The organism is Kaistia dalseonensis, from assembly GCF_030814715.1.
In the GTDB taxonomy this organism is placed as follows: Bacteria; Pseudomonadota; Alphaproteobacteria; order Rhizobiales; family Kaistiaceae; genus Kaistia; species Kaistia dalseonensis.
The window spans coordinates 35,029-55,183 of sequence record NZ_JAUSVO010000001.1 but is presented as its reverse complement, the minus strand read 5'-3'; the positions used below and the strand labels follow the sequence as shown (position 1 = coordinate 55,183).

At 64.9% G+C, this 20,155-nt stretch carries 15 protein-coding genes; 4 read left to right on the top strand and 11 right to left on the bottom strand.

Translation table 11 applies throughout. From position 1 onward, the window contains the following. Positions 1-16: 16 nt before the first annotated feature. Together QO014_RS00235 and QO014_RS00230 are read right to left on the bottom strand one after the other, a co-directional pair. Complete coding sequence (locus QO014_RS00235; protein WP_370877099.1) at positions 17-1,309, bottom strand: ABC transporter substrate-binding protein; 1,293 nt, start codon at positions 1,307-1,309, stop codon at positions 17-19. Between the two features lie 397 nt (positions 1,310-1,706). Further along, positions 1,707-2,288, bottom strand: a complete 582-nt coding sequence (locus QO014_RS00230) for a nitroreductase family protein (protein ID WP_266346650.1) — start codon at positions 2,286-2,288, stop codon at positions 1,707-1,709. 179 nt (positions 2,289-2,467) lie between these two features. On the opposite strand from QO014_RS00230, the gene QO014_RS00225 reads away from it, so the two are divergent. Then, positions 2,468-3,112, top strand: a complete 645-nt coding sequence (locus QO014_RS00225; RefSeq protein ID WP_266346649.1) for an SGNH/GDSL hydrolase family protein — start codon at positions 2,468-2,470, stop codon at positions 3,110-3,112. A gap of 3 nt (positions 3,113-3,115) precedes the next feature. Here QO014_RS00225 and QO014_RS00220 read toward each other — a convergent pair whose 3' ends face one another. The 3 genes from QO014_RS00220 to QO014_RS00210 all read right to left on the bottom strand — a co-directional run bounded on the left by QO014_RS00220 (position 3,116) and on the right by QO014_RS00210 (position 8,891). Next, the gene (locus QO014_RS00220; RefSeq protein ID WP_266346648.1) at positions 3,116-5,302 is read right to left on the bottom strand and encodes a putative bifunctional diguanylate cyclase/phosphodiesterase; all 2,187 of its coding nucleotides are present in this window, start codon (positions 5,300-5,302) and stop codon (positions 3,116-3,118) included. An 88-nt stretch (positions 5,303-5,390) separates the two neighbouring features. Beyond that, positions 5,391-6,629: a winged helix-turn-helix domain-containing protein gene (locus QO014_RS00215; RefSeq protein WP_266346647.1), complete on the bottom strand. Its 1,239-nt coding sequence runs from the start codon at positions 6,627-6,629 to the stop codon at positions 5,391-5,393. 48 nt (positions 6,630-6,677) lie between these two features. Then, positions 6,678-8,891 carry a bifunctional diguanylate cyclase/phosphodiesterase gene (locus QO014_RS00210; RefSeq protein WP_266346646.1) on the bottom strand — a complete coding sequence of 738 codons (2,214 nt, stop codon included), beginning with the start codon at positions 8,889-8,891 and terminating at the stop codon, positions 6,678-6,680. Between the two features lie 374 nt (positions 8,892-9,265). On the opposite strand from QO014_RS00210, the gene QO014_RS00205 reads away from it, so the two are divergent. Further along, positions 9,266-10,141 (top strand): hypothetical protein, encoded by an 876-nt coding sequence (locus QO014_RS00205; protein WP_266346645.1) that lies wholly within the window; start codon positions 9,266-9,268, stop codon positions 10,139-10,141. A 50-nt stretch (positions 10,142-10,191) separates the two neighbouring features. Next, complete coding sequence (locus QO014_RS00200; RefSeq protein ID WP_266346644.1) at positions 10,192-11,358, top strand: MFS transporter; 1,167 nt, start codon at positions 10,192-10,194, stop codon at positions 11,356-11,358. Positions 11,359-11,370: 12 nt separating this feature from the next. Here the strand turns inward: QO014_RS00200 and QO014_RS00195 are convergent, their stop codons facing one another. After that, positions 11,371-13,317, bottom strand: a complete 1,947-nt coding sequence (locus QO014_RS00195) for a potassium transporter Kup (protein WP_266346643.1) — start codon at positions 13,315-13,317, stop codon at positions 11,371-11,373. Positions 13,318-13,586: 269 nt separating this feature from the next. Here QO014_RS00195 and QO014_RS00190 point away from each other — a divergent pair, with 269 nt between their 5' ends. Continuing rightward, entirely contained in the window at positions 13,587-14,105 is a 519-nt protein-coding gene (locus QO014_RS00190; protein WP_266346642.1) for a TadE/TadG family type IV pilus assembly protein, read from the top strand. A 45-nt stretch (positions 14,106-14,150) separates the two neighbouring features. On the opposite strand, the gene QO014_RS00185 is transcribed toward QO014_RS00190, so the two are convergent. The 5 genes from QO014_RS00185 to QO014_RS00165 form a co-directional block, all read right to left on the bottom strand. Further along, positions 14,151-15,095 carry a substrate-binding domain-containing protein gene (locus QO014_RS00185; protein ID WP_266346641.1) on the bottom strand — a complete coding sequence of 315 codons (945 nt, stop codon included), beginning with the start codon at positions 15,093-15,095 and terminating at the stop codon, positions 14,151-14,153. Positions 15,096-15,152: 57 nt separating this feature from the next. Next, positions 15,153-16,154, bottom strand: a complete 1,002-nt coding sequence (locus tag QO014_RS00180) for an ABC transporter permease (protein WP_266346640.1) — start codon at positions 16,152-16,154, stop codon at positions 15,153-15,155. Continuing rightward, positions 16,151-17,707: a sugar ABC transporter ATP-binding protein gene (locus QO014_RS00175; RefSeq protein WP_266346639.1), complete on the bottom strand. Its 1,557-nt coding sequence runs from the start codon at positions 17,705-17,707 to the stop codon at positions 16,151-16,153. The genes QO014_RS00180 and QO014_RS00175 overlap by 4 nt, the downstream gene beginning before the upstream one ends. A 1-nt stretch (position 17,708) precedes the next feature. Continuing rightward, complete coding sequence (locus QO014_RS00170; RefSeq protein WP_266346638.1) at positions 17,709-18,884, bottom strand: Gfo/Idh/MocA family protein; 1,176 nt, start codon at positions 18,882-18,884, stop codon at positions 17,709-17,711. Positions 18,885-19,071: 187 nt separating this feature from the next. Then, positions 19,072-20,127, bottom strand: coding sequence for a sugar phosphate isomerase/epimerase family protein (locus tag QO014_RS00165; RefSeq protein WP_266346637.1), 1,056 nt, complete (start codon positions 20,125-20,127; stop codon positions 19,072-19,074). Positions 20,128-20,155: the final 28 nt, after the last annotated feature.

The window sequence follows — 20,155 nt, the reverse complement described above, 5'->3', positions numbered from 1 at the left end:
CCCGGAAAGGTCGCGCTTATTGCATCTGCTGGCGCAGCTGAGCGTCGATCGCCTGCAGCGCCTCGTCGATATTGCCGCCATTGGCGATCGCGGGGATCTGCGCCCGGACAGCCATGCGTGCCTCCGGCGTGTAGGTGCCGTAGTCGACGGTCGGCACCTTCGCCAGCCAATCGGAGAAGTTCTGCCAGACCGGCTCGTTATTGAAGAAGGGATCGCTCGCCTTATAGGCCGCGCCTTCGCGTGCCGCGAGAAGCGAGCCCACGGCGCCCTGGTTCACCAGGATGCCCTGATAGAAGTCGACGTCGGCGCCCCAGATGGTCTTGAGGAAGTCGACAGCCTCGTCCTGATGCTTGGACGATGCGAGCACATACCAGCTCGAACCGCCATTGCTGGTGAAGTGGGTCGCCCCTTCCACGCCTTCGAGAATGGGCATCGGCGCCACGCGCCACTTGCCCGACTGGTCCGGCACGGACTTGATCGTCCCGGTAATCCACACGCCCTGCGGCACCGCGGCGACCTGGCCGGAGGTGAAGGAGCCCGTATAGTCCGTCCAGCCCGAGACCGGCTTGATGAGGCCGTCCTTCGCCATGGTCTGGAAGGTCTGGAGCGCAGTCTTGAGAGCGGGATTATCGAGGATGTTCGGCTCTTTGCCGTTCTTCAGATACCACTGGCCCGTCGACTGCATCATCAGAATGACGAGATCGTCGCCGTTATAATCCATGGAGACCAGCTGATGGCCGGTCTTGGCGAGCACGTCCTTGCCGATCTCGATCAGCTTGTTCCAGCTGATGTTCTGCAGGTCCTCCGGCTTGTAGCCGGCCTGCTCCAGATAGTCCGAACGATAGAACAGGCCCGCAACGCCGGAATCGAAGGGCAGCGAATAGGACTTGCCGTCATGGGTCGCCGCGGCAACCTTGTATTGCGCGAACTTGGACATATCGATGGAGTCGGACAGCGGCACGAAGGAGCCGGGGAACGACTGTAGGAAGCGCTGGACGTTGTCATCCTGGATCAGGACGATATCCGGCAGGCCGTCGGAGACGCCGGCCAGGAACTGCGTCTGGAGCTTCTGGTTGATCTCGTCCTGCGTGATGTTCGCGACGTTGAACGTCGTGTCGGGATGCGTCTTGGTGTAGCGCGCGGCGGCATCGCTCATCGCCGGAATGTTGAAGTTCGGGTCCCAGCACCAGACCGTCAGCTCCGACGCCGATGCGGCGCCGACAAAGGCCGTGCTCGCGAGCAGCGCGGCACCAACCAGCGCGGCCGCGAAGCGACCACCGGCCCGCGCGCCGAATCCCAGTACGTTCATCTTTCTCATCTGATCCTCCCCTTTTTCCGGATCCCGCCCGATGTGCCGGGCGGAACGGCCAATAGCCGTCTCCTCCCGCGCGACACACAGAGCGCGTTCATCCGTCTCAATTCCGGGATCATTAGGAATGTCAGGGCGCGGGTTGTCAAGCCGCCACAGGCTGTCCGCTCAATCCTTTCTCCAGGGTTCCGAAATTAACAACATATGGCAGATCGATCGCATCATATACGCAATATATTGACATGCTGCAGTGCACGCCCTCGAACGGGCCTCCTTCGGAACATTACTTTTCCGGAATTCTATCAAACGATCCCGGAAGCGGTTTCTGCATGCGGCGGCGGGCGGCGCGGGAAAGTCCGCAGGCCAACCCGCCGCCGCGAAATCGCAGCGCGAAACGCTATTGCGGCCAGCGGCCGTGGAACAGGAACTCCGACACGGGCCGGCGCTGCCGCTCGGCATATTCGCGCGGTCCGTCCTTCTCGCCGAGCAGGGCCGGGTCGCCGGCATAGCCGATGGCGACGCCGGTGCACGGTTCGAAATCGGCGGGTATGCCGGCAGCGGCGATGACCTTGTCGCTGTCGAAACCGCCGAACGGATGCACGGCGAGGCCGTTCGCGGTGGCCTGCAGGAGCAGGTGGGCGAGCGCCATGCCCGTATCGTGCCGGTTGTGCCAGAGCGAGCGGCCGCTATCGGAGTGGAGTCTCGCCACCGAATAGGCGAGGACGGAAGCGCGCTTGACCCAGGCCTGGTTGCCCTCGGCGGCGCAGGCGAGCAGCGCATCGAAAGCCGGCTCGCCACGGAACGCATAGACGAAGCGCCAGGGCTGGCTGTTGCCCGAGGATGCGGCCCAGCGCGCCGCCTCGAAGAGCGGCTTCAGATCGTCTTCGGAAAGCGTCCGCTCCGGATCGAATGCGCGCGGGCTCCAGCGCTCGGCGATGACGGGCAGGATCGGAACTTCGGTCAGGGCAGGTTTGCGCATCGGGCAGTCCATTCACGAGGGAGAGGCGCGCCGATCTTAGTCGATGACGGGAGCGGGAGAAGACGCCATCGATGACGAGGGCATGCCCCGGCGTGCAATGCAGGAAAAGCACCATGGACAAGCATCGCTCCGCCCGGCGATCGTGGTCGAAACAAACGATTCGTGCGGAGGAAGACGCGATGAAGACGGTTCTCGCCTATGGCGATTCGAATACATGGGGCGCGGCCACCGTGCCCCGTCCCGATGAGCGCTACAGTTTCGAGGAGCGCTGGACCGGAATTGCCCAGGCGACGCTGGGCCCGGATTGGCGGCTGATCGAGGAGGGCCTGCCGGGGCGCACGACGGTCCATTCCGACCCGGTCGAAGGCGCCCACATGAACGGCAAGGATTACCTGCTGCCCTGCCTGCGCAGCCACAGGCCGCTCGATGTCGTCGTCATCATGCTCGGCACCAATGATCTGAAGGCGCGCTTCTCCGTGCCGGCGCAGGACATCGCCGCAGGTGCCGCCGCCCTGATCAAGGTGATCCGCCAGGCCGAGGCGGGCCGCCTTGCGGGCGTTCCGAACATCCTGCTGGTGGCGCCGCCGCCACTGCTCGATTTCCATGGCGAACGTCAGGAATTCGCCGCCATGCTCGAAGGCGGCTATGAGAAATCGCTTCTGCTCGGCGCAACCTATGCCGCCGTGGCGAAGGCGAACGATGTCGCGTTCCTCGATGCCGGCCCGCTCATTCGCAGCAGCGCCTTTGACGGCGTTCATTTCGATCCCGACGCGCACCAGGTTCTGGGCCGGGCGATCGGCGAAAAGGTCCGCTCGCTCGCCTGAGCGTCACATCGGCCAGGGCATGGTGACCGGGCGCGTCACCATCATGGTCAGGAAGCCGCCGACGGCCTCGGCGGTCATGGGCCTTGCATAGGCATAGCCCTGCAGCGCGTGGCAGCCAGCCGCGCGCAGGATCGTCGCCTCGGCCTCGGTCTCGACGCCCTCCGCCGTCACCTGGAGACAGAGCGCCCGGCCGAGACCGATCGTCGCCTCGCAGAGGCTGCGCGTCGACCGATCATGCGCAATGCCGTGCACCAGCGAGCGATCGAGCTTCAGCTTGTCGAACGAGAACCGCCTCAGATAGCCGATCGACGAATAGCCGGTGCCGAAATCGTCGAGCGAGACGGCGACGCCCAGCGCGCGGATGCTCTCGATGATGGCCTGCGCGCGCTCGGGATCGGCGACCAGATGGGTTTCCGTCATCTCGATCTCGAGCCTTTTGGCGGGGAAGCCGATCGAGGCCAGGACCGAGCCGAGCAGCGTATCGAAACGCGGATTGCGGAACTGGACCGGCGAGACGTTGACCGAGAGCTTGACCTCGGCCGGCCAGTCCATCGCGTCCTGGCAGGCGCGCCGCATGACCCATTCGCCGATCTCCTCGATCATCCCGTCCTCCTCGGCGATCGGGATGAACCGGTCGGGTCCGATCAGGCCGTCGGTCGGGTGCAGCCAGCGCACCAGCGCTTCGACGCCGGTCGGGCGCATGGTCGTGATGTCGAAGATCGGCTGATAGACGACGTCGAGCGCGTTGCCCTCGATCGCGCCGCGCAGATCGTCGGCGAGCCGCATCCGTTCGGCCCGGGCGGCGTCGATGGACAGATCATAGAGGGCGACGCGGTTTCGACCGAGATTCTTGGCGGCGTACATGGCGACATCCGCGCGCCGCAGCAACTCGCCCGCGTCAACAGCATGGTCGTCGACGAGCGCGATGCCGACGCTGGCGCCGATCGAGACCGAATGGCCGTCGACCGACAACGGCTCGTCGAAGAAATGCACGAAGCGGTCGCCCAGCGCCAGCGCGCCCTGAACCGTCACGTCCCGGTCGAGCAGCAGCGCAAATTCATCGCCGCCGACACGCGCGAGCAGCCCGACCTGCCGGCAGATCCCGTTGAAGCCCGCCGCCACCTGCTGCAGCAGGATATCGCCGGTCGCATGGCCGAACGCGTCGTTGACCTCCTTGAAGCGGTCGAGGTCGAGATAGATGATCCCGACGCGCTGCCCCTTTCGGGACCCATTCTGCACGGCATTTTCCAGCGCCTTGACCAGCGCATCGCGATTGGGGAGCCCTGTGAGACTGTCGCGATTGGCGGCCTCGATGGCCAGGCGGTCGCGCCGGCGGACGTCCATGAAGCTGCGATAAGCCGTCCAGAGCAGGAAGAGCGTCGTCAGGCCGATCAGCGCCATCATCAGGAAGGCGGTCGGCGCGATGCGCAGGAAGGCCTCGCGCCCCGGGCTGCGGGCCTGCCATATGAGCATGCCGATCGGATCGCCGCCCGGATTGCGCAGCATCAGGCCGGCCGAATTGCTGCCAGCCTCGTCGGGCTTGATCATCTGCAGGCCGGGTATGGTGAAGTCGTGGCTGAGCCGCCCGATCATTGCTGCATTGAGGTGATGCACGAGGACCAACAGGCGCGATTTGGACGGAAGCGGCTGATCCGCTGTCGAGGGAACGACCGATCCGACCGCGACGATGGCAACCTCGCCAACGTGATCGGCCATGAAGCCGACCTGGGCGTCAAAGCGCCGGTAATCGCCCCTGACCGACGCGATCAGTCTGGCGAGCGGCTGCCCGAACTCGCCAAAGACGCTCCGGAGCGCCTCGCTGCCATATTGAAAGCCGAAGACCTGCTGGTTGGCTTCGTCGAGCAGATAGGCGCCATCGAACATCACCCCCGTCTGCGTGCTTTCACGATAATTGCTCGTGACGAAGGCCTGGTCGATTGTGCCGTAGAGGTGCAGCGCCGCGTCATCCCACACCGCATAGTCGCCATGGACTTCCCGCAACCGGCGCGAGGCCGATTGCAGCGCCGATTCCACAGTGCGGTGGGTGGCCGTCGAGTCGATCGAGTCGATTTCGTCCGCGATGTCGCTGAGCGCGATGATGATGAAGGTGAACGAGCAGACGATTGCCAAGAACACCGGCAGCACGACACGCGTCGCGAAGAACCACTTCGATCGATTTGGAGCCGTCATGCCACCATCAGACCTACGATTCTCCCCCATGCGATAGGAACATGGGACGTTTAAGGACACATGAAGCAGGACGCGGAATTCACCCCGATCATTCCGTTTCAATCTTCTGTGCGAGCAGCGCCATATGCGGCCCTTCGCCCGTAAGCTCGATCCGACCCAGTTCCAGCCAGCCGGCGAGATGCCGCAATTCGCGTGCCAGTTCATTCAGAAGCGGCTCGGTCTTGCGGATGCGTTCTTCAAGAAACACGCCGAGCACGAGCAGCGCGCCGCCGGCGCGGTCCGCCTTCAGATCGACCCTGCCTTCCAGGCGGCCACGGTGAAGGAAGGGCATGACGAAATAGCCGAAACTGCGCTTGTGGCCCGGCGTGTAGAACTCCAGCCGATAGTGGAAATCGAAGATGCGCTCCGTCCGTGGACGATGCCAGACGAGCGGATCGAAGGGCGAGAGCAGTGCCGACGGCGTGATCCGCGCGGGCCTTGCGGCGGCGCGGGCAAGGAACCCCTGCTGTCGCCAGCCCTCGACCGTGACCGGCAGGATATCCCCCGCTTCGACGAGCTCGGCGATCGCACGGCGCGCCTCGGCGACGGGAAGGCGGAAATAGTCGCGAATATCGATCTCTGTTGCGACGCCATGCGCTTCCGCTCCGTGGAGGGCGAGCGCGCGGATGGCGTCCGGCTCGTCGGGCGTCGGCAGATCCCAGATCGCCGACGGGATGACCCGCTCGGAAAGATCGTAGACGCGCTCGAAGCCACGCCGCGACGCCGTGGTCACGACACCGCTCCAGAACAGATATTCGAGCGCGGTCTTGCCCTTGTGCCAGCCCCACCAGGGACCGCTCCGCTGGCCTGGATCCTCGAGTTCGGACGCCGAGAGAGGTCCCCGCGCGGCCAACTCGTCGCGCACAGCCTCGACATAGGCCACGTTCTCGCGGGCAAAGCGGGCGATGCCGCCATAGATGCCCTGCCCCGCGGCGGCACGGCGCATGCGCCAGCGCATCAGCGGATGGAGCGAGAGCGGCAACAGCGACGCCTCGTGCGCCCAATATTCGAACATCGTTCGCCGGCGCCCGCCATCGAAGGCCCGCGCCTCCAAGGCCGAACGCGGATAGGCGCCGAGGCGGCTGAAGATCGGCAGATAATGCGATCGCACCAGCGCGTTGACGGAATCGATCTGCAACAGGCCCATACAGCCGACGCAGGCCTCGATCTGCGGCCAGCGCGACGGCGCCTCGCTGCGCCGGACGCCGAAGCCCTGGGCCGCCAGCGCGATGCGGCGGGCCTCGTCGGCCGATATGTCGTGGGCGTGTGATTCCGGCAGCGCGCTCATGCGATGTTTATCGCAGGCCCCTCGCCGACCCGCCAGATGTCGCAGACGTCAGTTCTTCAGCGACGTTGTTCCACGCTCGGCCACATAGCCTGCCGTCGCCGCGTCGGCGAACATGCGGCGGCTATCGCCGAGGCGCGCCAGCAGCGCGGTGATCTCGCCCGCCGCCATCGGCTTGGCCAGATGATAGCCCTGAACATATTCGCACTGGAGCAGACGCAGCAGGTTGAGCTGCTCGGCCGTCTCGATACCCTCGGCCACGACGGCGATATCCATCGCGTCGCCAAGCGCGATCATCGACTGGATGAGCGCGTTCGCCGTCGGATTGGTTCCGAGCTCCGCGATGAAGGACTTGTCGATCTTCAGCCAGTCGAACGGGAATTGCCGGAGATAGCCGATCGACGAGAAGCCCGTTCCGAAATCGTCGAGCGACAGGCCGAAGCCCATCGACTTCAGACGCGCGAGCTTGCGCTTGGCGATGGTCGGGTTGCGGACGAGCAGTCCCTCGGTCAGTTCCAGCTTGAAGCGGTTCGGCACGATGTCGTGACGACGGGCGATCAGGCCGAGATCGTTGGCGAAATCGGGATCGCGCAGCTGTGCCGGCGAAACATTGATCGAGACCTTCAGCCCGGGCCAATCCACGAGATCGCGACAGGCGCGATCGAAGACGAAGCGGCCGATATCGTGGATGAACCCGGTTTCCTCGGCGACGGGGATGAACTCGGCCGGCGAGACGCGGCCGAACTCGGTCGAGTTCCAGCGGACCAGCGCCTCGACGGAGACGACAGCGAGATCGCCAGCCCGCACGATCGGTTGATAGGCGACCGAGAGCTCATTCGCCTCGATCGCATTGCGCAAGGCCATCCCGAGACGCTTCTTGTGCAGCGCCCCGGTCTCCAGACCCGAATGATAGGGCACGGCATCGCGTTCGGCCGCGTTCTTCGCCTGGTACATGGCGAGATCGGCGCGGCGCAGCAGTTCGGCCGGATCGACCTCGGGATTATCCGCGATCGCATAGCCGACCGCAGCCGTCACCTGGAACTGGAAGCCCGCGACGGAGAAGGGCTGATCGAGCGAATGCACCATGGCCGAGGCGATGCCGGCGACGGCCTGCGGGGCGGTCCGCCCCGTGAGCGCAAGGGCGAATTCGTCGCCGCCGACCCGGGCAAAGTGCGAATCCGGCGGCATGATCATCGACAGGCGCTCGGCCAGTCGCGTCACGAGTTCGTCGCCGCCCTGGTGGCCGATGGAATCATTGACCGATTTGAAGCCGTTCACATCGAGATAGATGATCGCCGCTTCGCCCCGCGCACAGGATTGCTCGAAATGGGCGCTCTCGCTCAGTTCGTTGAAGCCGAAACGGTTGACGAGCCCCGTCAGGCTGTCCGTGCGGGCCGCCTCGATCGCCTGGCGCTCGCTCCGCGCCTGTGAAAGCGCCAGCTTGCGGGCCCGCAGCACCGTGATCATGGCGATCACGCAGAACACCAGCAGGCCGCCGGCGATGGGCGCGAGCACGTTGCGCAGCACGGCGAAGCCGGGCGTCGGTGGCGTCCAGACGAAGGCGCCGATGACATTGCCGTTGAAATCCTTGATCGGCGGAAAGCCGGCCGCCACCGAATCGTCGGGGGATTCGATGTCGAGGCCCAGATCCTCGATCAGGAACTGCTTGCCCAGCGTGTGCAGCCGCTCATGTTTGAGATAGACGCCCTGGACCAGGAAGGGCAGCGTTGCCGGGTCGACTTCCGATGCCCGCGAGACCGGCGCGATGCGCGCTACCGCGATCAGCAGGATGTCGTTGCCGATCCTGAAATAGGCCGGCCGGGCCGCCTCGTTCTCGACCGGCATGCCTTCGGCCAGCTTCTTGATCTTGGCGCGGATATCCGGCGAGAAGATCTCGCGCGGCTTGCCGTGATCGTCGTCGATCGCCCAGGCATAGGGAACGGTGCCGTCGGGCGCGATGATGACGAGAATGTCGGAGATCTGCGTATCGCGGATGCCCGAGCCGAAATTGGCGTCGACCCAGGCTTCGTCATGCGCCATGTAGGCGTTGTAGCCGGCTTCCCACCAGGCATAGTCGTTGGCGAACGCCTTGACGTTGTCTTCCATGGCGACGATGCCGCCGACGACCATGGTGGCGGTATTGGCCTGCGCCTGGGCGTTCTGCTTCTCCGCCATCCACCAGACGGCAATCGTCACGGTCAGAATCGTGACGACGATCCCGATAACGAGGTTCAGCGTAATCCGGCCAGCAATGGGGTGCGACATAGGCACGACCTCGTTCGATGCGCCGGGAGGATCGTCCGGAAAATTTGACATAGGCTTAAGACATATCCCCTGTTTTTAGGGTCATGTCCGATTTGCCGGCTGAATCACGGCCTCTCGCGCTGATCAGGCCGCCTGACGATGCCTTTCCGCTTCCCATTGTCCTGACAGCGTAAACGGTTTCTTGAACTCGTCACTCGCCTCAATTATGGTTTACAAAGTGTTAATAATTATACTCAAGTTGTTTCGATGCAACTTTGGGTGTTTCTGTGTATGCGTATTGGGAGCATCTGATGCGGCGGGCATCGAGCAACGGGGAACCGACGGCAGACCAGTCGGCCGGTGCGGTATGCCCTTTTCCACATGGCCGTGGAGCCGTGTCGCCGGACGCCTTCGCGGTCTGGCGCGACAATGACGTGCGCTGTTCTGCGGGAAAACGCGAATTCCAGCTCGGCCGCTACATGGTCGAGCATGTGCGCAACGGCTACCAGTTCAGCGACGCGCTCGAGCGCTTCCGGCACGAGGCGGAGGCGCATCGCAAGACCGGCTTCCTCGCCATCGTGCCGAGCGTCGCCGAGGATTTCCCGGATTCGCTCTCAGAGCTTCGGCGGCTCGGCGAGATCATGGTCGATGCGGGTCTCGCCGACAGCGCCGGGGCGCTGATCAACGGCGGAACCGTGGCTGTGCCGTTCGAGCTGCCCTGCCCCGTCACCGGCATGATGGCGATCTACGAATTCTTCCCGGTCGCCTTCTGCCGCCATGCCGCGGTCGTGGCCGACCCTCTCTATGATCCGTCGCTGAGTTCGCCGTTTCTGGCGATCAACACGACATCAGACGCCTTCGCCTTCGGCATGCTGGTCAAGGACCTCTGCGAACGGCATTTCCATTGCGAGCCCTATGAAGTGCAGAACCGGCATGATCTCGAGCGGCTGCTGCAGAAATGCGCGGCCGCCTGGCAGAACATGTCGATCAACACCATCACCGGCTACAACAAGATCGCGGCGCGGCCGGAGCGGGCCGTTCATCTGGCCGAAGATCGCAAATCCTGGCTGGCGCCACACAATGATCCGGTCTTCGCCGAGACGGTGAAGGAAATGCATAGCCACGAAATGCCGGTCGTCTATGCCGAGCGGCTGTGCCAGAAATGGCTCTCCGCCCTCTTCGACGGCGCGAGCTACCGGCCCGGCCGCGACGGCCAGTCCGGCGGCAGCTTCGTCGACTTCCGCGACATTGCCGGCGCGTTGCGTCTCTAGGCGCGGGCCCGCGGCGGCGCCACACGCAGATCGATCGGAGATTCCGGCCCATGCGAATCTGGCGCGTCGCCGGCATATTGTTCCTGATCGGCGCCGAGGCGCTGCTCTATGGCTACAGCTATCCGTTCTTCTCGCTGGCGCTCGAAAAGCGCGAGCTTGCCAACTGGCTGATCGGCCTCAACGCCTCGCTCGCCGGCATCGGCATCCTCTTCGTCGGGCCCTTCCTGCCGAAGGTGATCGATCGGCTGGGCATCGGCCGGCTCGTCGCCCTGCTCTTCGCCATTCCCTTCCTCTCGTTCGGCGCCATCCTGGCCTTTGACCATGTCGGCGTCTGGTTTGCCGCGCGCTTCGTCATGGGGACGTGCTTTTCCGCCGTCTGGACAACGACCGAGATCTGGCTGAACGGCGCCGTCGACGATCGCAGCCGCGGCCGCATCATCGCCGGCTCGGGCACGCTCTATGCGATCTGCCAGTTCGTCGGCCCGCTGGCGCTCGGTCTCACCGGCGTCACCGGCAGCCTGCCGCTCGTCGTCGCCATGGTGCCGCTGGCGGTCGGCGCCATCGTCTCGATGCTCATTCCCTCGACCGAGGTGGAGGCCGACACGACGCTCGACGAGCATGGGCTGGAAGGCGCGGGCAATTTCCGCATCGCGATCGCCTTTGCCGGCTCGCTGATGCTGGTCGCCTTCATGTCGGGGATCGGCGAGACCGCCATGCAGAGCCTGCTGCCGCTCTATGGCCTTGCCCATGGCCTTTCCGACGCCGCCGCCTCGCGCCTCGTCGCGACGTTCAGTCTCGGCGAGGCCGTGCTGGTGCTGGGCCTCGGCTGGCTGGCGGATCGGCATGGGCGACGGATCGTGCTGATCGGCGCGACCCTGATCGCGACGGTCACGACCGCGCTGCTGCCCGTCGCAATGGGGCGGCCGCTGCTGCTGGAGCCGGCGCTGTTTCTCGCGGGCGGCACGATCGCCGGCGTCTATACGCTCGGCATCGTCCTGATCGGGCAGGATTTTCGCGGCCAGCGGCTGGCGATTGTCTCGACGGGCTTCGGCATGGCCTATTCGGCCGGCTCCGTCATCGGCGCCACACCGATCGGCTATCTGATCGACCTGTTCGGCGCCGAGGCGCTGCCGGTGGCGGTGGCCGCCGGGTTCCTCGCGTTGCTGGTGTTCCTCGCGCGGCCGCGCGCGAAGCGAGCGGTCCCCGACTCGCCTTGAACCCGGCAGCCCTCAGATCGTCATCTGCGTGCCGATTTCGACCACGCGGCCGGTCGGAATATGGAAATACTCCGTCGCGTCGCTCGCATTGATGGCGAGCTTGATGAACAGCTTGTCCTGCAGGCGCGAGAACAGGCGATCATTGGCGGGCTTGATCGAGCGGCGCGACAGGAAGAACGACGTCGACATGATGTCGTATTTCCAGCCCTGCTTGCGGCAGAGGCCGAGCGCCTTCGGCACGTTCGGCGTCTCCATGTAGCCGAACGTCATGAACACGCGCGTGAAGCTGTCGTTGATCGGCTCGATCCGCACGCGGTCGGCATCGTCGACGCGCGGGACATTGGCCGAAATCACGGTGAGCAGCACGTTCTTCTGATGCAGCACGCGATAGTGCTTCAGGCTGTGCAGCAGCGATGACGGCGCCGTCTCGGGATCGCTGGTCAGGAACACGGCCGTGCCGGGAACCCGCACGACGCTGCTCTTCTCGAGGTTCTTGACGAGTTCGTTCAGCGGCACGTCGTTGCGGCGGTTCTTGTCGAACAGGATCTTGGTGCCGCGCACCCAGGACCGCATGATCACCATGATCGAGAAGGCGAAGAGCAGCGGCACCCAGCCACCCTCGGTGATCTTGATCAGGTTCGCGCCGAGGAAGACGAGATCGATGACCAGGAACGGCGCGATCAGGGCGGCGGCGACCCACATCGGCCAATGCCAGAAGCGCCAGACCACGATGAAGGCGAGGCAGGCCGTGATCACCATTTCGCCGGTGACGGAGATGCCATAGGCGGTGGCGAGCTTGGAGGACGAGCCGAACAGGATCACGAGCATCAGCACGGCAACCATCAGCAGCGTGTTGACCTGCGGCATGTAGATCTGGCCGGCATGGTGCTCGGAGGTGTGCTCGATATCCATGCGCGGCAGCAGCTTCAGCTGGATCGCCTGGCGCGTCATCGAATAAGCGCCGGTGATGACCGCCTGCGAGGCGATGACCGTCGCCATGGTGGCGAGGATGACGACCGGCAGCACCGCCCATTCCGGGAAGAGCAGGAAGAAGGGATTCTCGATCGCCTTCGGATTGGCGAGCACCAGAGCGCCCTGGCCGAGATAGTTTGCCGCGAGCGCGGGGAAGACGAAGCCGAGCCAGGCGGCCTGGATCGGCTTGCGCCCGAAATGGCCGAGATCGGCATAAAGCGCCTCGGCGCCCGTCACGGACAGGAAGACCGCGCCGATGACGATGAGGCCGGTATAGCCGTTGACCCAGATATAGCGGACGGCGTGGTAGGGATTCAGCGCGGCGAAGATGCCGGGATCGTCGGCTATGTGCATGAAGCCGCCGATGGTCATGACCACGAACCAGACCGCCGTGATCGGGCCGAACAGCGAGGCGACGCGCGCCGTGCCGTAGCGCTGGACGAGGAAGAGCGCGGCGATGATCGCGATCGTGATCGGGATGATGTAGCTGTCGAGCGAGGGCGTGACGAGCTTGAGGCCTTCCACCGCGGACAGCACTGAAATGGCGGGCGTAATCACCGCATCGCCGTAGAAGAGCGCCGCGCCGGCGACGCCGAGCACGAACACGACCGGCGCCGACTTGCCCATCGTCCGGCTGGCGAGCGCCATCAGCGAAAGCGTGCCGCCTTCGCCATTATTGTCGGCCCTGAGCAAAATGACGACATATTTGAGCGTGACGATGATCGTCAGCGTCCAGATGATGAGCGAGATGATGCTGATCACATCCTCGCGCACGATCTGGCCGTGGGCATGGTTGGCCGCGTGCAGCGCTTCGCGCAGCGCGTAGATGACACTGGTGCCGATGTCGCCATAGACGACGCCGACCGAACCGAGGGCGAGCGTCCAGAAACCGGCATGGACCGTCGCGCTCTGCTCTTCCGACTGGGCTCCCGACGGGCTCGCTATTGCCGCCGCAGGAGCTGGCGCCCCCGCACTGGGTCCCGGCATGTTCAGAGACATCGACTGGCCATTTGGTTCACCGCTCCCACCGGCGGCCGCGCGTGCTTATAGCAGATCAAGTGCGGCGCACAACGATGGCAAATTCTTAACGCCACGTCACGTTCCCTAAAGCATAAGACAATCGGCCCCGCCGCTACAATGGCGATGCACTCGGGACGTTCCCGAGCGTTGAGGCTCATTCCCGGCCGATATCCTTAATCGACGTTAAGACTCTCTCGCTGTGCCATTTCAGGAAGGCTTAAGCCGCGGCTGCGTAGATGTTTACGAATTGGCCGCTGATGGCCGGATTGCCGAGGCTTGCCGAGTTGATACGCCGTCTCAATGCCCCCTATCGATCCCGCGTCGGACGGGAGGCTGAACTGAGGACCATGCGTCGCGCCAACAGCGCCGACATGGCCGTGATCTTCGCCGTCTGTTCGATCGCGCTGGTCGGCATTACGGGGAGCGCCATCGACCTCTCGCGTCGCGTGCTCGCCAAGAGCGAACTGCAGCAGCGGCTCGACACCGCGCTGCGTGAGGCCGCGCTGGCGCCGGCCGGAAGGCGCGTCGCGACGGCGGAGGCCGTCTTCGATGCCGATACACCGCAATCGATCGCGCAGATCGCCAGCCGCAGCTTCCAGATCGAGGCCGGCGGCCTCTCGGGCACGGCCACCGCCGCCGTGCCAACGACGCTATCGAGCGTGCTCGGCGTCAGATCGCTCGCCGTGCAGGCGTCCGGCCGTGTCGCGGCCGACGCCGTTGGGCAGGACGCCACAGAGCCCGTCGACGGCTCGTGAAAAGGGGCGCCGCGGCGCCCCTCCCCGTCTTCCAGGATCATCCGATCAGAACGGCGAATCCGGGTAATAGAACTGCGACGCGTTTTCCTTGGTGACCAGCGTGGCATCGAGGATGTAGCTGCCGCGCACCGGGAGCTTGTCGTAGAGACCGGCAGCCGTCAGATCCATCGCGACGGCGACCATCGCCGGCGGATAGAGGATGTCGACCGGGATCATCTTATCGCCATCCATGACCTTCTTGATCATGTCCTTCATGCCGGCACCGGCGATGACGAACTGGATGTCGGTGCGCTTGGCCTGGTTGATGGCCTCGAGCACACCAACGGCCATGTCGTCGTCCTGCGTCCAGACAGCGTCGATCTGCGGATATTTCGACAGATAGTCCTGCATGATCTTGAAGGCGTCATCGCGGCTCCAATTGCCGAACTGGCGATCGAGAACCTTGATGTCGCTGCCGGCGATTCCCTCGTCGAAGCCCTTGTTGCGCTCCTCGTCGATGACGATTGGCAGGCCGCGGATGACGACGACGTTACCCTTGCCGTTCAGCTTTTCCTTGATGTACGCGCCCGCGACGCGGCCGAGCGCCGGATTGTTGCCGGCGACGTAGAGGTCGGCGACGGTGTTGTCGGTGAGCGCACGGTCGACGACGGTGATGAACACGCCCTTCGACTTGACCTGTCGGATCGGGTCGGTGAGCTCGTCCGAATTATGCGGCAGCGTCACCAGCGCATCGATGCCCTGCGTGGTCAGGTCTTCGAGCGCATTGGCCTGCGACGCGCCATCCGGCGACGTCTTGACGATCACCTTGAGGCCGGGATAGCGGGCTTCGAGCGCCTTGGCTTCCTGTTCCGCATGATAGACGACGCCGCCGGTCCAGCCATGATCGGCGGCCGGGATCGAAACGGCGATGGTCTTCTTTTCCTGTGCCTGTGCGACACCGGCCGCGAGCATCAAGCCCAGGGCGACCGATCCGAGTAGAAGCTTCCTCATATGTTCTCTCCCTATTGCGAACCCGCGAAACGAGGTGGGTTCAATCCTCCACTGGCCTCAACGCCGCCGCATCAGGGAACGCTGAACCAGCATCGCTATGATGATGATCGCGCCCTGGACGGCTCCGATGAGGTATTCGCTGACGAGATCGGACAGCACCATGATGTTGCCGACGACCTCGAGGATCAGTGCGCCGCAGATCGTGCCCCAGATGCGGCCGACGCCACCCCTAAGCGCCGTGCCGCCGATGACCACCGCGGTGATCGCCTGCAACTCCCAAAGCAGGCCCGTGGTCGGCGTCGCGGCGCCGAGGCGGGGCACATAGACCAGCACGGCGATGGCGACGCAGACGCCTTGGATCACATAGGTGAGCGTGCGCACCCGGTTGACCGGGATGCCGGAATAACGCGCGACATCCTCGTTCGAGCCGACCGCGATGACATGGCGGCCAAAGGCGGTGCGATACAGGATGAAGGCGCCGATCAGCCCCACCGCGATGATGACGAGAACCGGGATCGGCACGCCGAGTACATTGCCGAAATAGACCGGCCGGTAGGCGGCGCGCAGATCCGGCGCCTTCATGGCGATCGAGCCGCCCTCGGCGAGCCAGATCACCAGCGCGCGGAAGATGCCCATCGTGCCGAGCGTCACGATGAAGGGCTCGATGCGCCCGACCGTCGTGATCGTGCCATTGGCGAGGCCGCAGAGCCCGCCGACGACGACCGCGAGCAGCATGGCGGCCGCCAGCATCGGGAAGATGCCAGCGACGGCGCCCGAGTTCATGAACAGGATCATCACGCCGGCGACGAAGGCCGACATGGAGCCGACCGAGAGATCGAGGCCGCCGGCCGAGATCACGAAGGTGGCGCCGACGGCGATGATCGCGATGAAGGCGCTGCGGGTCAGGACGTTCAGCAGATTGTCCATGCCGAGGAAATTGGGATTGACCAGCGCGCCGAGCACCAGCAGCACGGCCAGCGCCACGAAGGGGGCGACGGCCCTCAGGTCAATGTCGCGCAGCGATCGCTTCTCGCCTGCAGTCGTGGTCGTATCGCTCATGCATGTCCCGCCATCGAGGCGGCCTCCCTCGATGTCACACCCGTGGCGTAAACGACGATCTCGTCCTCGGTCATGCGGTCGCCGGTGACTTCGCCGACGATCCTCCCGCCCCGCATCACGACGATCCTGTCGCAGATTCCGATCAGTTCAGGCATCTCCGATGAAATGACGATCACGGATCTGCCGCCCGCCGCCAGATCGGCGATGAACTTGTAGATCTGCTCCTTCGTGCCGATGTCGATGCCGCGCGTCGGCTCGTCGATCACGACAATATCGGGGTTCAGGAGCATCATCTTGGCGAGCAGCAGCTTCTGCTGGTTGCCGCCCGAGAGCTGGCCGGCGAGCAGGTCCTTGCGCCGCGTCCGGATGTCGAACTCCGTGATCGCGCCGTCGAGCGCCGCCGCTTCCTTCTTCCGGTCGATCAGGAGGCCGCGCACGAACTGGCCGAGCGCCGCCAGCGTCACATTGATGCGCAGGTCCTGGGCGAGCAGCAGGCCCTTGCCCTTCCGGTCCTCGCTCAAATAGACGATGCCGGCGCGCATGCTGTCGCGCGGCGTGACGAAATGCACGGGATGGCCATTGAGCTTGACCTTGCCGCTGCCGCGCCGGAGCCCGACCACGCCTTCGAGAAGCTCGGTGCGGCCGGCGCCGACAAGGCCGGCAAAGCCGAGGATCTCGCCCTTCTTCAGGACGAAGCTCGCATTTTCGGCATAGCCGGGGACGTTCATGCCCTCGACTTCGAGCGCCAGCGTCGGCGCGATCGCGGCGACACGATCGGGATAGAGCTTGGCGACATCGCGCCCGACCATCAGCCGCGCCATGTCGACCGGCTCGAGCCCTTCGGCGTCGCGCGTCGTGATCAGCTTGCCGTCGCGCAGCACGGTGACGCGGTCGGCGATCTCCTTCACCTCGGGCAGGCGATGAGAAATATAGAGCACGGCCGCCCCACGGCGCCGGATCTCGCCGATGACCTTGAGCAGCGCGTCGGTCTCGGTCAGCGTGAGCGAGGCCGTCGGCTCGTCGAAGATGACGACGCGCTGCGGCACCAGCAGGGCGCGGGCGATCTGCACCAATTGGCGCTTGGCGATCGAGAGGCGGCCCACCACCGTCGTCGGCTCGATATCGGCGCCGAGGCTGTGCACGGCCTGCGCGGCGCCCTTGTTCATGGCGCGATCGTCGAGCGTGAGCCCCTTTCGGATCTCGCGGCCGAGATAGATGTTCTGCGCCACGGTGAGATCGGGGGCGAGCAGGATTTCCTGATGCACCAGCACGATGCCGCGATGTTCGGCATCGACCGGGCCGGTGAACGCCACCGGCTCGCCGTCGATCTTCAGCGTGCCCCTGGTCGGCGGCAGATGGCCGGCCAGGATCTTCATCAATGTCGACTTGCCGGCACCATTCTCGCCGATGATGGCGTGAACCTCGCCCGGCATCAAAGCGAGGTTGATGTTCGACAGCACCTCGACGGGGCCGAACGATCTGGAGATGCCGACCGCCTCCAGCAGAGGCCGATCCGACGGGGTCGCGGTCTCGTTTGCAAAGGCGGTCGCCATGTCAGACCTTGGTCCAGACGTTGCCCGCCTGCGACGACTTCACTGCGGCATCGATGAACTTCATGCCGGTCAGGCCGTCCTCGACGCTCGGGAAGATCACCTCGGCACCGGCCTCTTTGCCCTCGCGCGCGGCGCGGATGGCACGGGCGGCCTCGGTGTAGATATTGGCGAAGCCTTCCAGATAGCCTTCCGGATGACCGCTGGGGACGCGCGTCACGCGGGCCGCCTCCGGCCATGCTCCGGCACCGCCGCGGGTCAGCAACTGCTTGGGCTGGCCGAATTTGGTGAACCAGAGATAGTTCGGGTCGGCCTGCGTCCATTCGAGGCCGCCCTTCGTGCCGTAGACGCGGAGCTTGAGGCCGTTCTCGTTGCCGACCGCGACCTGGCTCGCCCAGAGCATGCCCTTGGCGCCGCCCTTCCATTTCAGCAGGATCTGGACATCGTCGTCGAGCAGGCGGCCCTCGACGAAGGTCGAGAGCTGCGCGAGGAGCTGGTCAAGTTCGAGGCCCGAGACGAAGCAGGCAAGATTATAGGCATGCGTGCCGATATCGCCGATGCAGCCGCCGGCGCCGGAACGGGCCGGATCGGTGCGCCAGCCGGCCTGCTTGTTGTTCGGATCGGCCTCGGCCTTTTCCGTCAGCCAGTCCTGCGGATATTCCGCCTGGACCAGACGGATCTCACCGAGTTCGCCGGCGGCGACCATGGCGCGGGCCTGCCGGATCATCGGATAGCCGGTGTAGTTGTGCGTGACGGCGAAGACCTTGCCGGTCTTCTTCACCAGCGCCACCAGTTCCTCGGCTTCGGCGACGGTCGTGGTGAGCGGCTTGTCGCAGATCACGTTGATGCCGGCTTCCAGAAAGGCCTTCGCCGCCGGGAAGTGGGTGTTGTTCGGCGTCACGATCGAGACGGCCTCGATGCCGTCCGGCCGCGCGGCCTCGGCCTTCGCCATTTCGGCAAAGGAGGTGTAGGCGCGGTCATCGGCGATGCCCAGATCCTTGGCCGACGCCTTGGCGCGGGCGGCATCGGAGGACAGCGCGCCGGCGACCAGCTCGTACTGGTCGTCAATGCGGGAGGCGATGCGGTGGACCGCGCCGATAAAGGCGCCCTGCCCGCCGCCGACCATGCCGAGGCGGATGCGATGTCCGCCGGCTTCTTCCTTGCTGGCTTCAATGGCCATGTGCGTTCTCCCTCTGGAGACTGAATTGGGAATCTCTGCCTTTCCAAACCTCCCCCAATGGGGGGAGGCCAAAGGCGCGCAGCAGCTTTGGGAAAGGGTGCTTCTTGCCCGGGGGCCGAGCGCCCCTCCCCCAAACCGGCAAGCCGGTCTCGACCCTCCCGCAAGGGGCGGGTTCAGAACAGTGCGACTACGCGATGCCGAGGATGCGGCGGTTGGCGGCTTCGTCGGTGCCGGAGCCCGCGAAATCGTCGAACGCGTATTCGGAGACGCGAATGATGTGGGCCTTGATGAATTCGGCGCCTTCACGCGCGCCATCTTCGGGATGCTTGAGCGCGCATTCCCATTCCAGCACCGCCCAGCTCGCATAGTCATACGCGGTGAGCTTGGAGAAGATCGCGCCGAAATCGACCTGGCCGTCGCCGAGCGAACGGAAGCGGCCGGCGCGATTGACCCAGCTCTGATAGCCGCCATAGACGCCCTGGCGGCCGGTCGGGTTGAACTCGGCGTCCTTCACATGGAACGCCTTGATGCGCTCGTGATAGATGTCGATGTAGTCGAGATAGTCGAGCTGCTGCAGCACGAAGTGCGAGGGATCGTAGAGCAGGTTGGCGCGCGGATGGTTCTTCACCTCCTCGAGGAACATCTCGAAGGTGATGCCGTCATGCAGATCCTCGCTCGGATGGATCTCATAGGCGACGTCGACGCCGTTCTCCTCGAACACGTCCAGGATCGGCGTCCAGCGGCGGCCGAGTTCGGCGAAGGCCTCTTCCACCAGGCCGGCCGGGCGCTGCGGGAAGGGATAGAGGAACGGCCAGGCGAGCGCGCCGGAGAAGGTCGGATGCGCCTTCAGGCCAAGGTTCTTCGAGGCGCGCGCGCAGCGCTTCAGATGGTCGACGGCCCATTCCTGACGCGCCTTCGGATTGCCGCGCACGGCCGGAACGGCAAAGCCGTCCATCAGCTCGTCATAGACCGGATGAACGGCGACGAGCTGGCCGATGATGTGCGAGGAGAGCTCCGTGATCTCAAGGCCGTATTTGTCGGCGGTGCCGGCGAGCTCGTCGCAATAGTCCTTCGAGTCCGAGGCCTTGTTCAGATCGATCAGGCGGCTGTCCCAGGTCGGGATCTGCACACCCTTGTAGCCGAGCGAGGCGGCCCAGCCGCAGATCGCGTCGAACGAATTGAACGGCGCGGCATCGCCCGCGAACTGGGCCAGGAAAATGGCCGGTCCCTTGATCGTCTTCATGGAAGTCCTCCTCGAGAAGCTTGGGTGT

Bases quoted from the DNA above. Each gene is read 5' to 3' on its own strand.
- QO014_RS00195 (WP_266346643.1), bottom strand. From the start codon at position 13,317: ATGCCGGGACCCAGTGCGGGGGCGCCAGCTCCTGCGGCGGCAATAGCG.
- QO014_RS00190 (WP_266346642.1), top strand. From the start codon at position 13,587: ATGTTTACGAATTGGCCGCTGATGGCCGGATTGCCGAGGCTTGCCGAG.
- QO014_RS00210 (WP_266346646.1), bottom strand. From the start codon at position 8,891: ATGTCGCACCCCATTGCTGGCCGGATTACGCTGAACCTCGTTATCGGG.
- QO014_RS00215 (WP_266346647.1), bottom strand. From the start codon at position 6,629: ATGAGCGCGCTGCCGGAATCACACGCCCACGACATATCGGCCGACGAG.
- QO014_RS00175 (WP_266346639.1), bottom strand. From the start codon at position 17,707: ATGGCGACCGCCTTTGCAAACGAGACCGCGACCCCGTCGGATCGGCCT.
- QO014_RS00200 (WP_266346644.1), top strand. From the start codon at position 10,192: ATGCGAATCTGGCGCGTCGCCGGCATATTGTTCCTGATCGGCGCCGAG.
- QO014_RS00165 (WP_266346637.1), bottom strand. From the start codon at position 20,127: ATGAAGACGATCAAGGGACCGGCCATTTTCCTGGCCCAGTTCGCGGGC.
- QO014_RS00225 (WP_266346649.1), top strand. From the start codon at position 2,468: ATGAAGACGGTTCTCGCCTATGGCGATTCGAATACATGGGGCGCGGCC.
- QO014_RS00235 (WP_370877099.1), bottom strand. From the start codon at position 1,309: ATGAACGTACTGGGATTCGGCGCGCGGGCCGGTGGTCGCTTCGCGGCC.
- QO014_RS00185 (WP_266346641.1), bottom strand. From the start codon at position 15,095: ATGAGGAAGCTTCTACTCGGATCGGTCGCCCTGGGCTTGATGCTCGCG.
- QO014_RS00220 (WP_266346648.1), bottom strand. From the start codon at position 5,302: ATGACGGCTCCAAATCGATCGAAGTGGTTCTTCGCGACGCGTGTCGTG.
- QO014_RS00170 (WP_266346638.1), bottom strand. From the start codon at position 18,884: ATGGCCATTGAAGCCAGCAAGGAAGAAGCCGGCGGACATCGCATCCGC.
- QO014_RS00180 (WP_266346640.1), bottom strand. From the start codon at position 16,154: ATGAGCGATACGACCACGACTGCAGGCGAGAAGCGATCGCTGCGCGAC.
- QO014_RS00230 (WP_266346650.1), bottom strand. From the start codon at position 2,288: ATGCGCAAACCTGCCCTGACCGAAGTTCCGATCCTGCCCGTCATCGCC.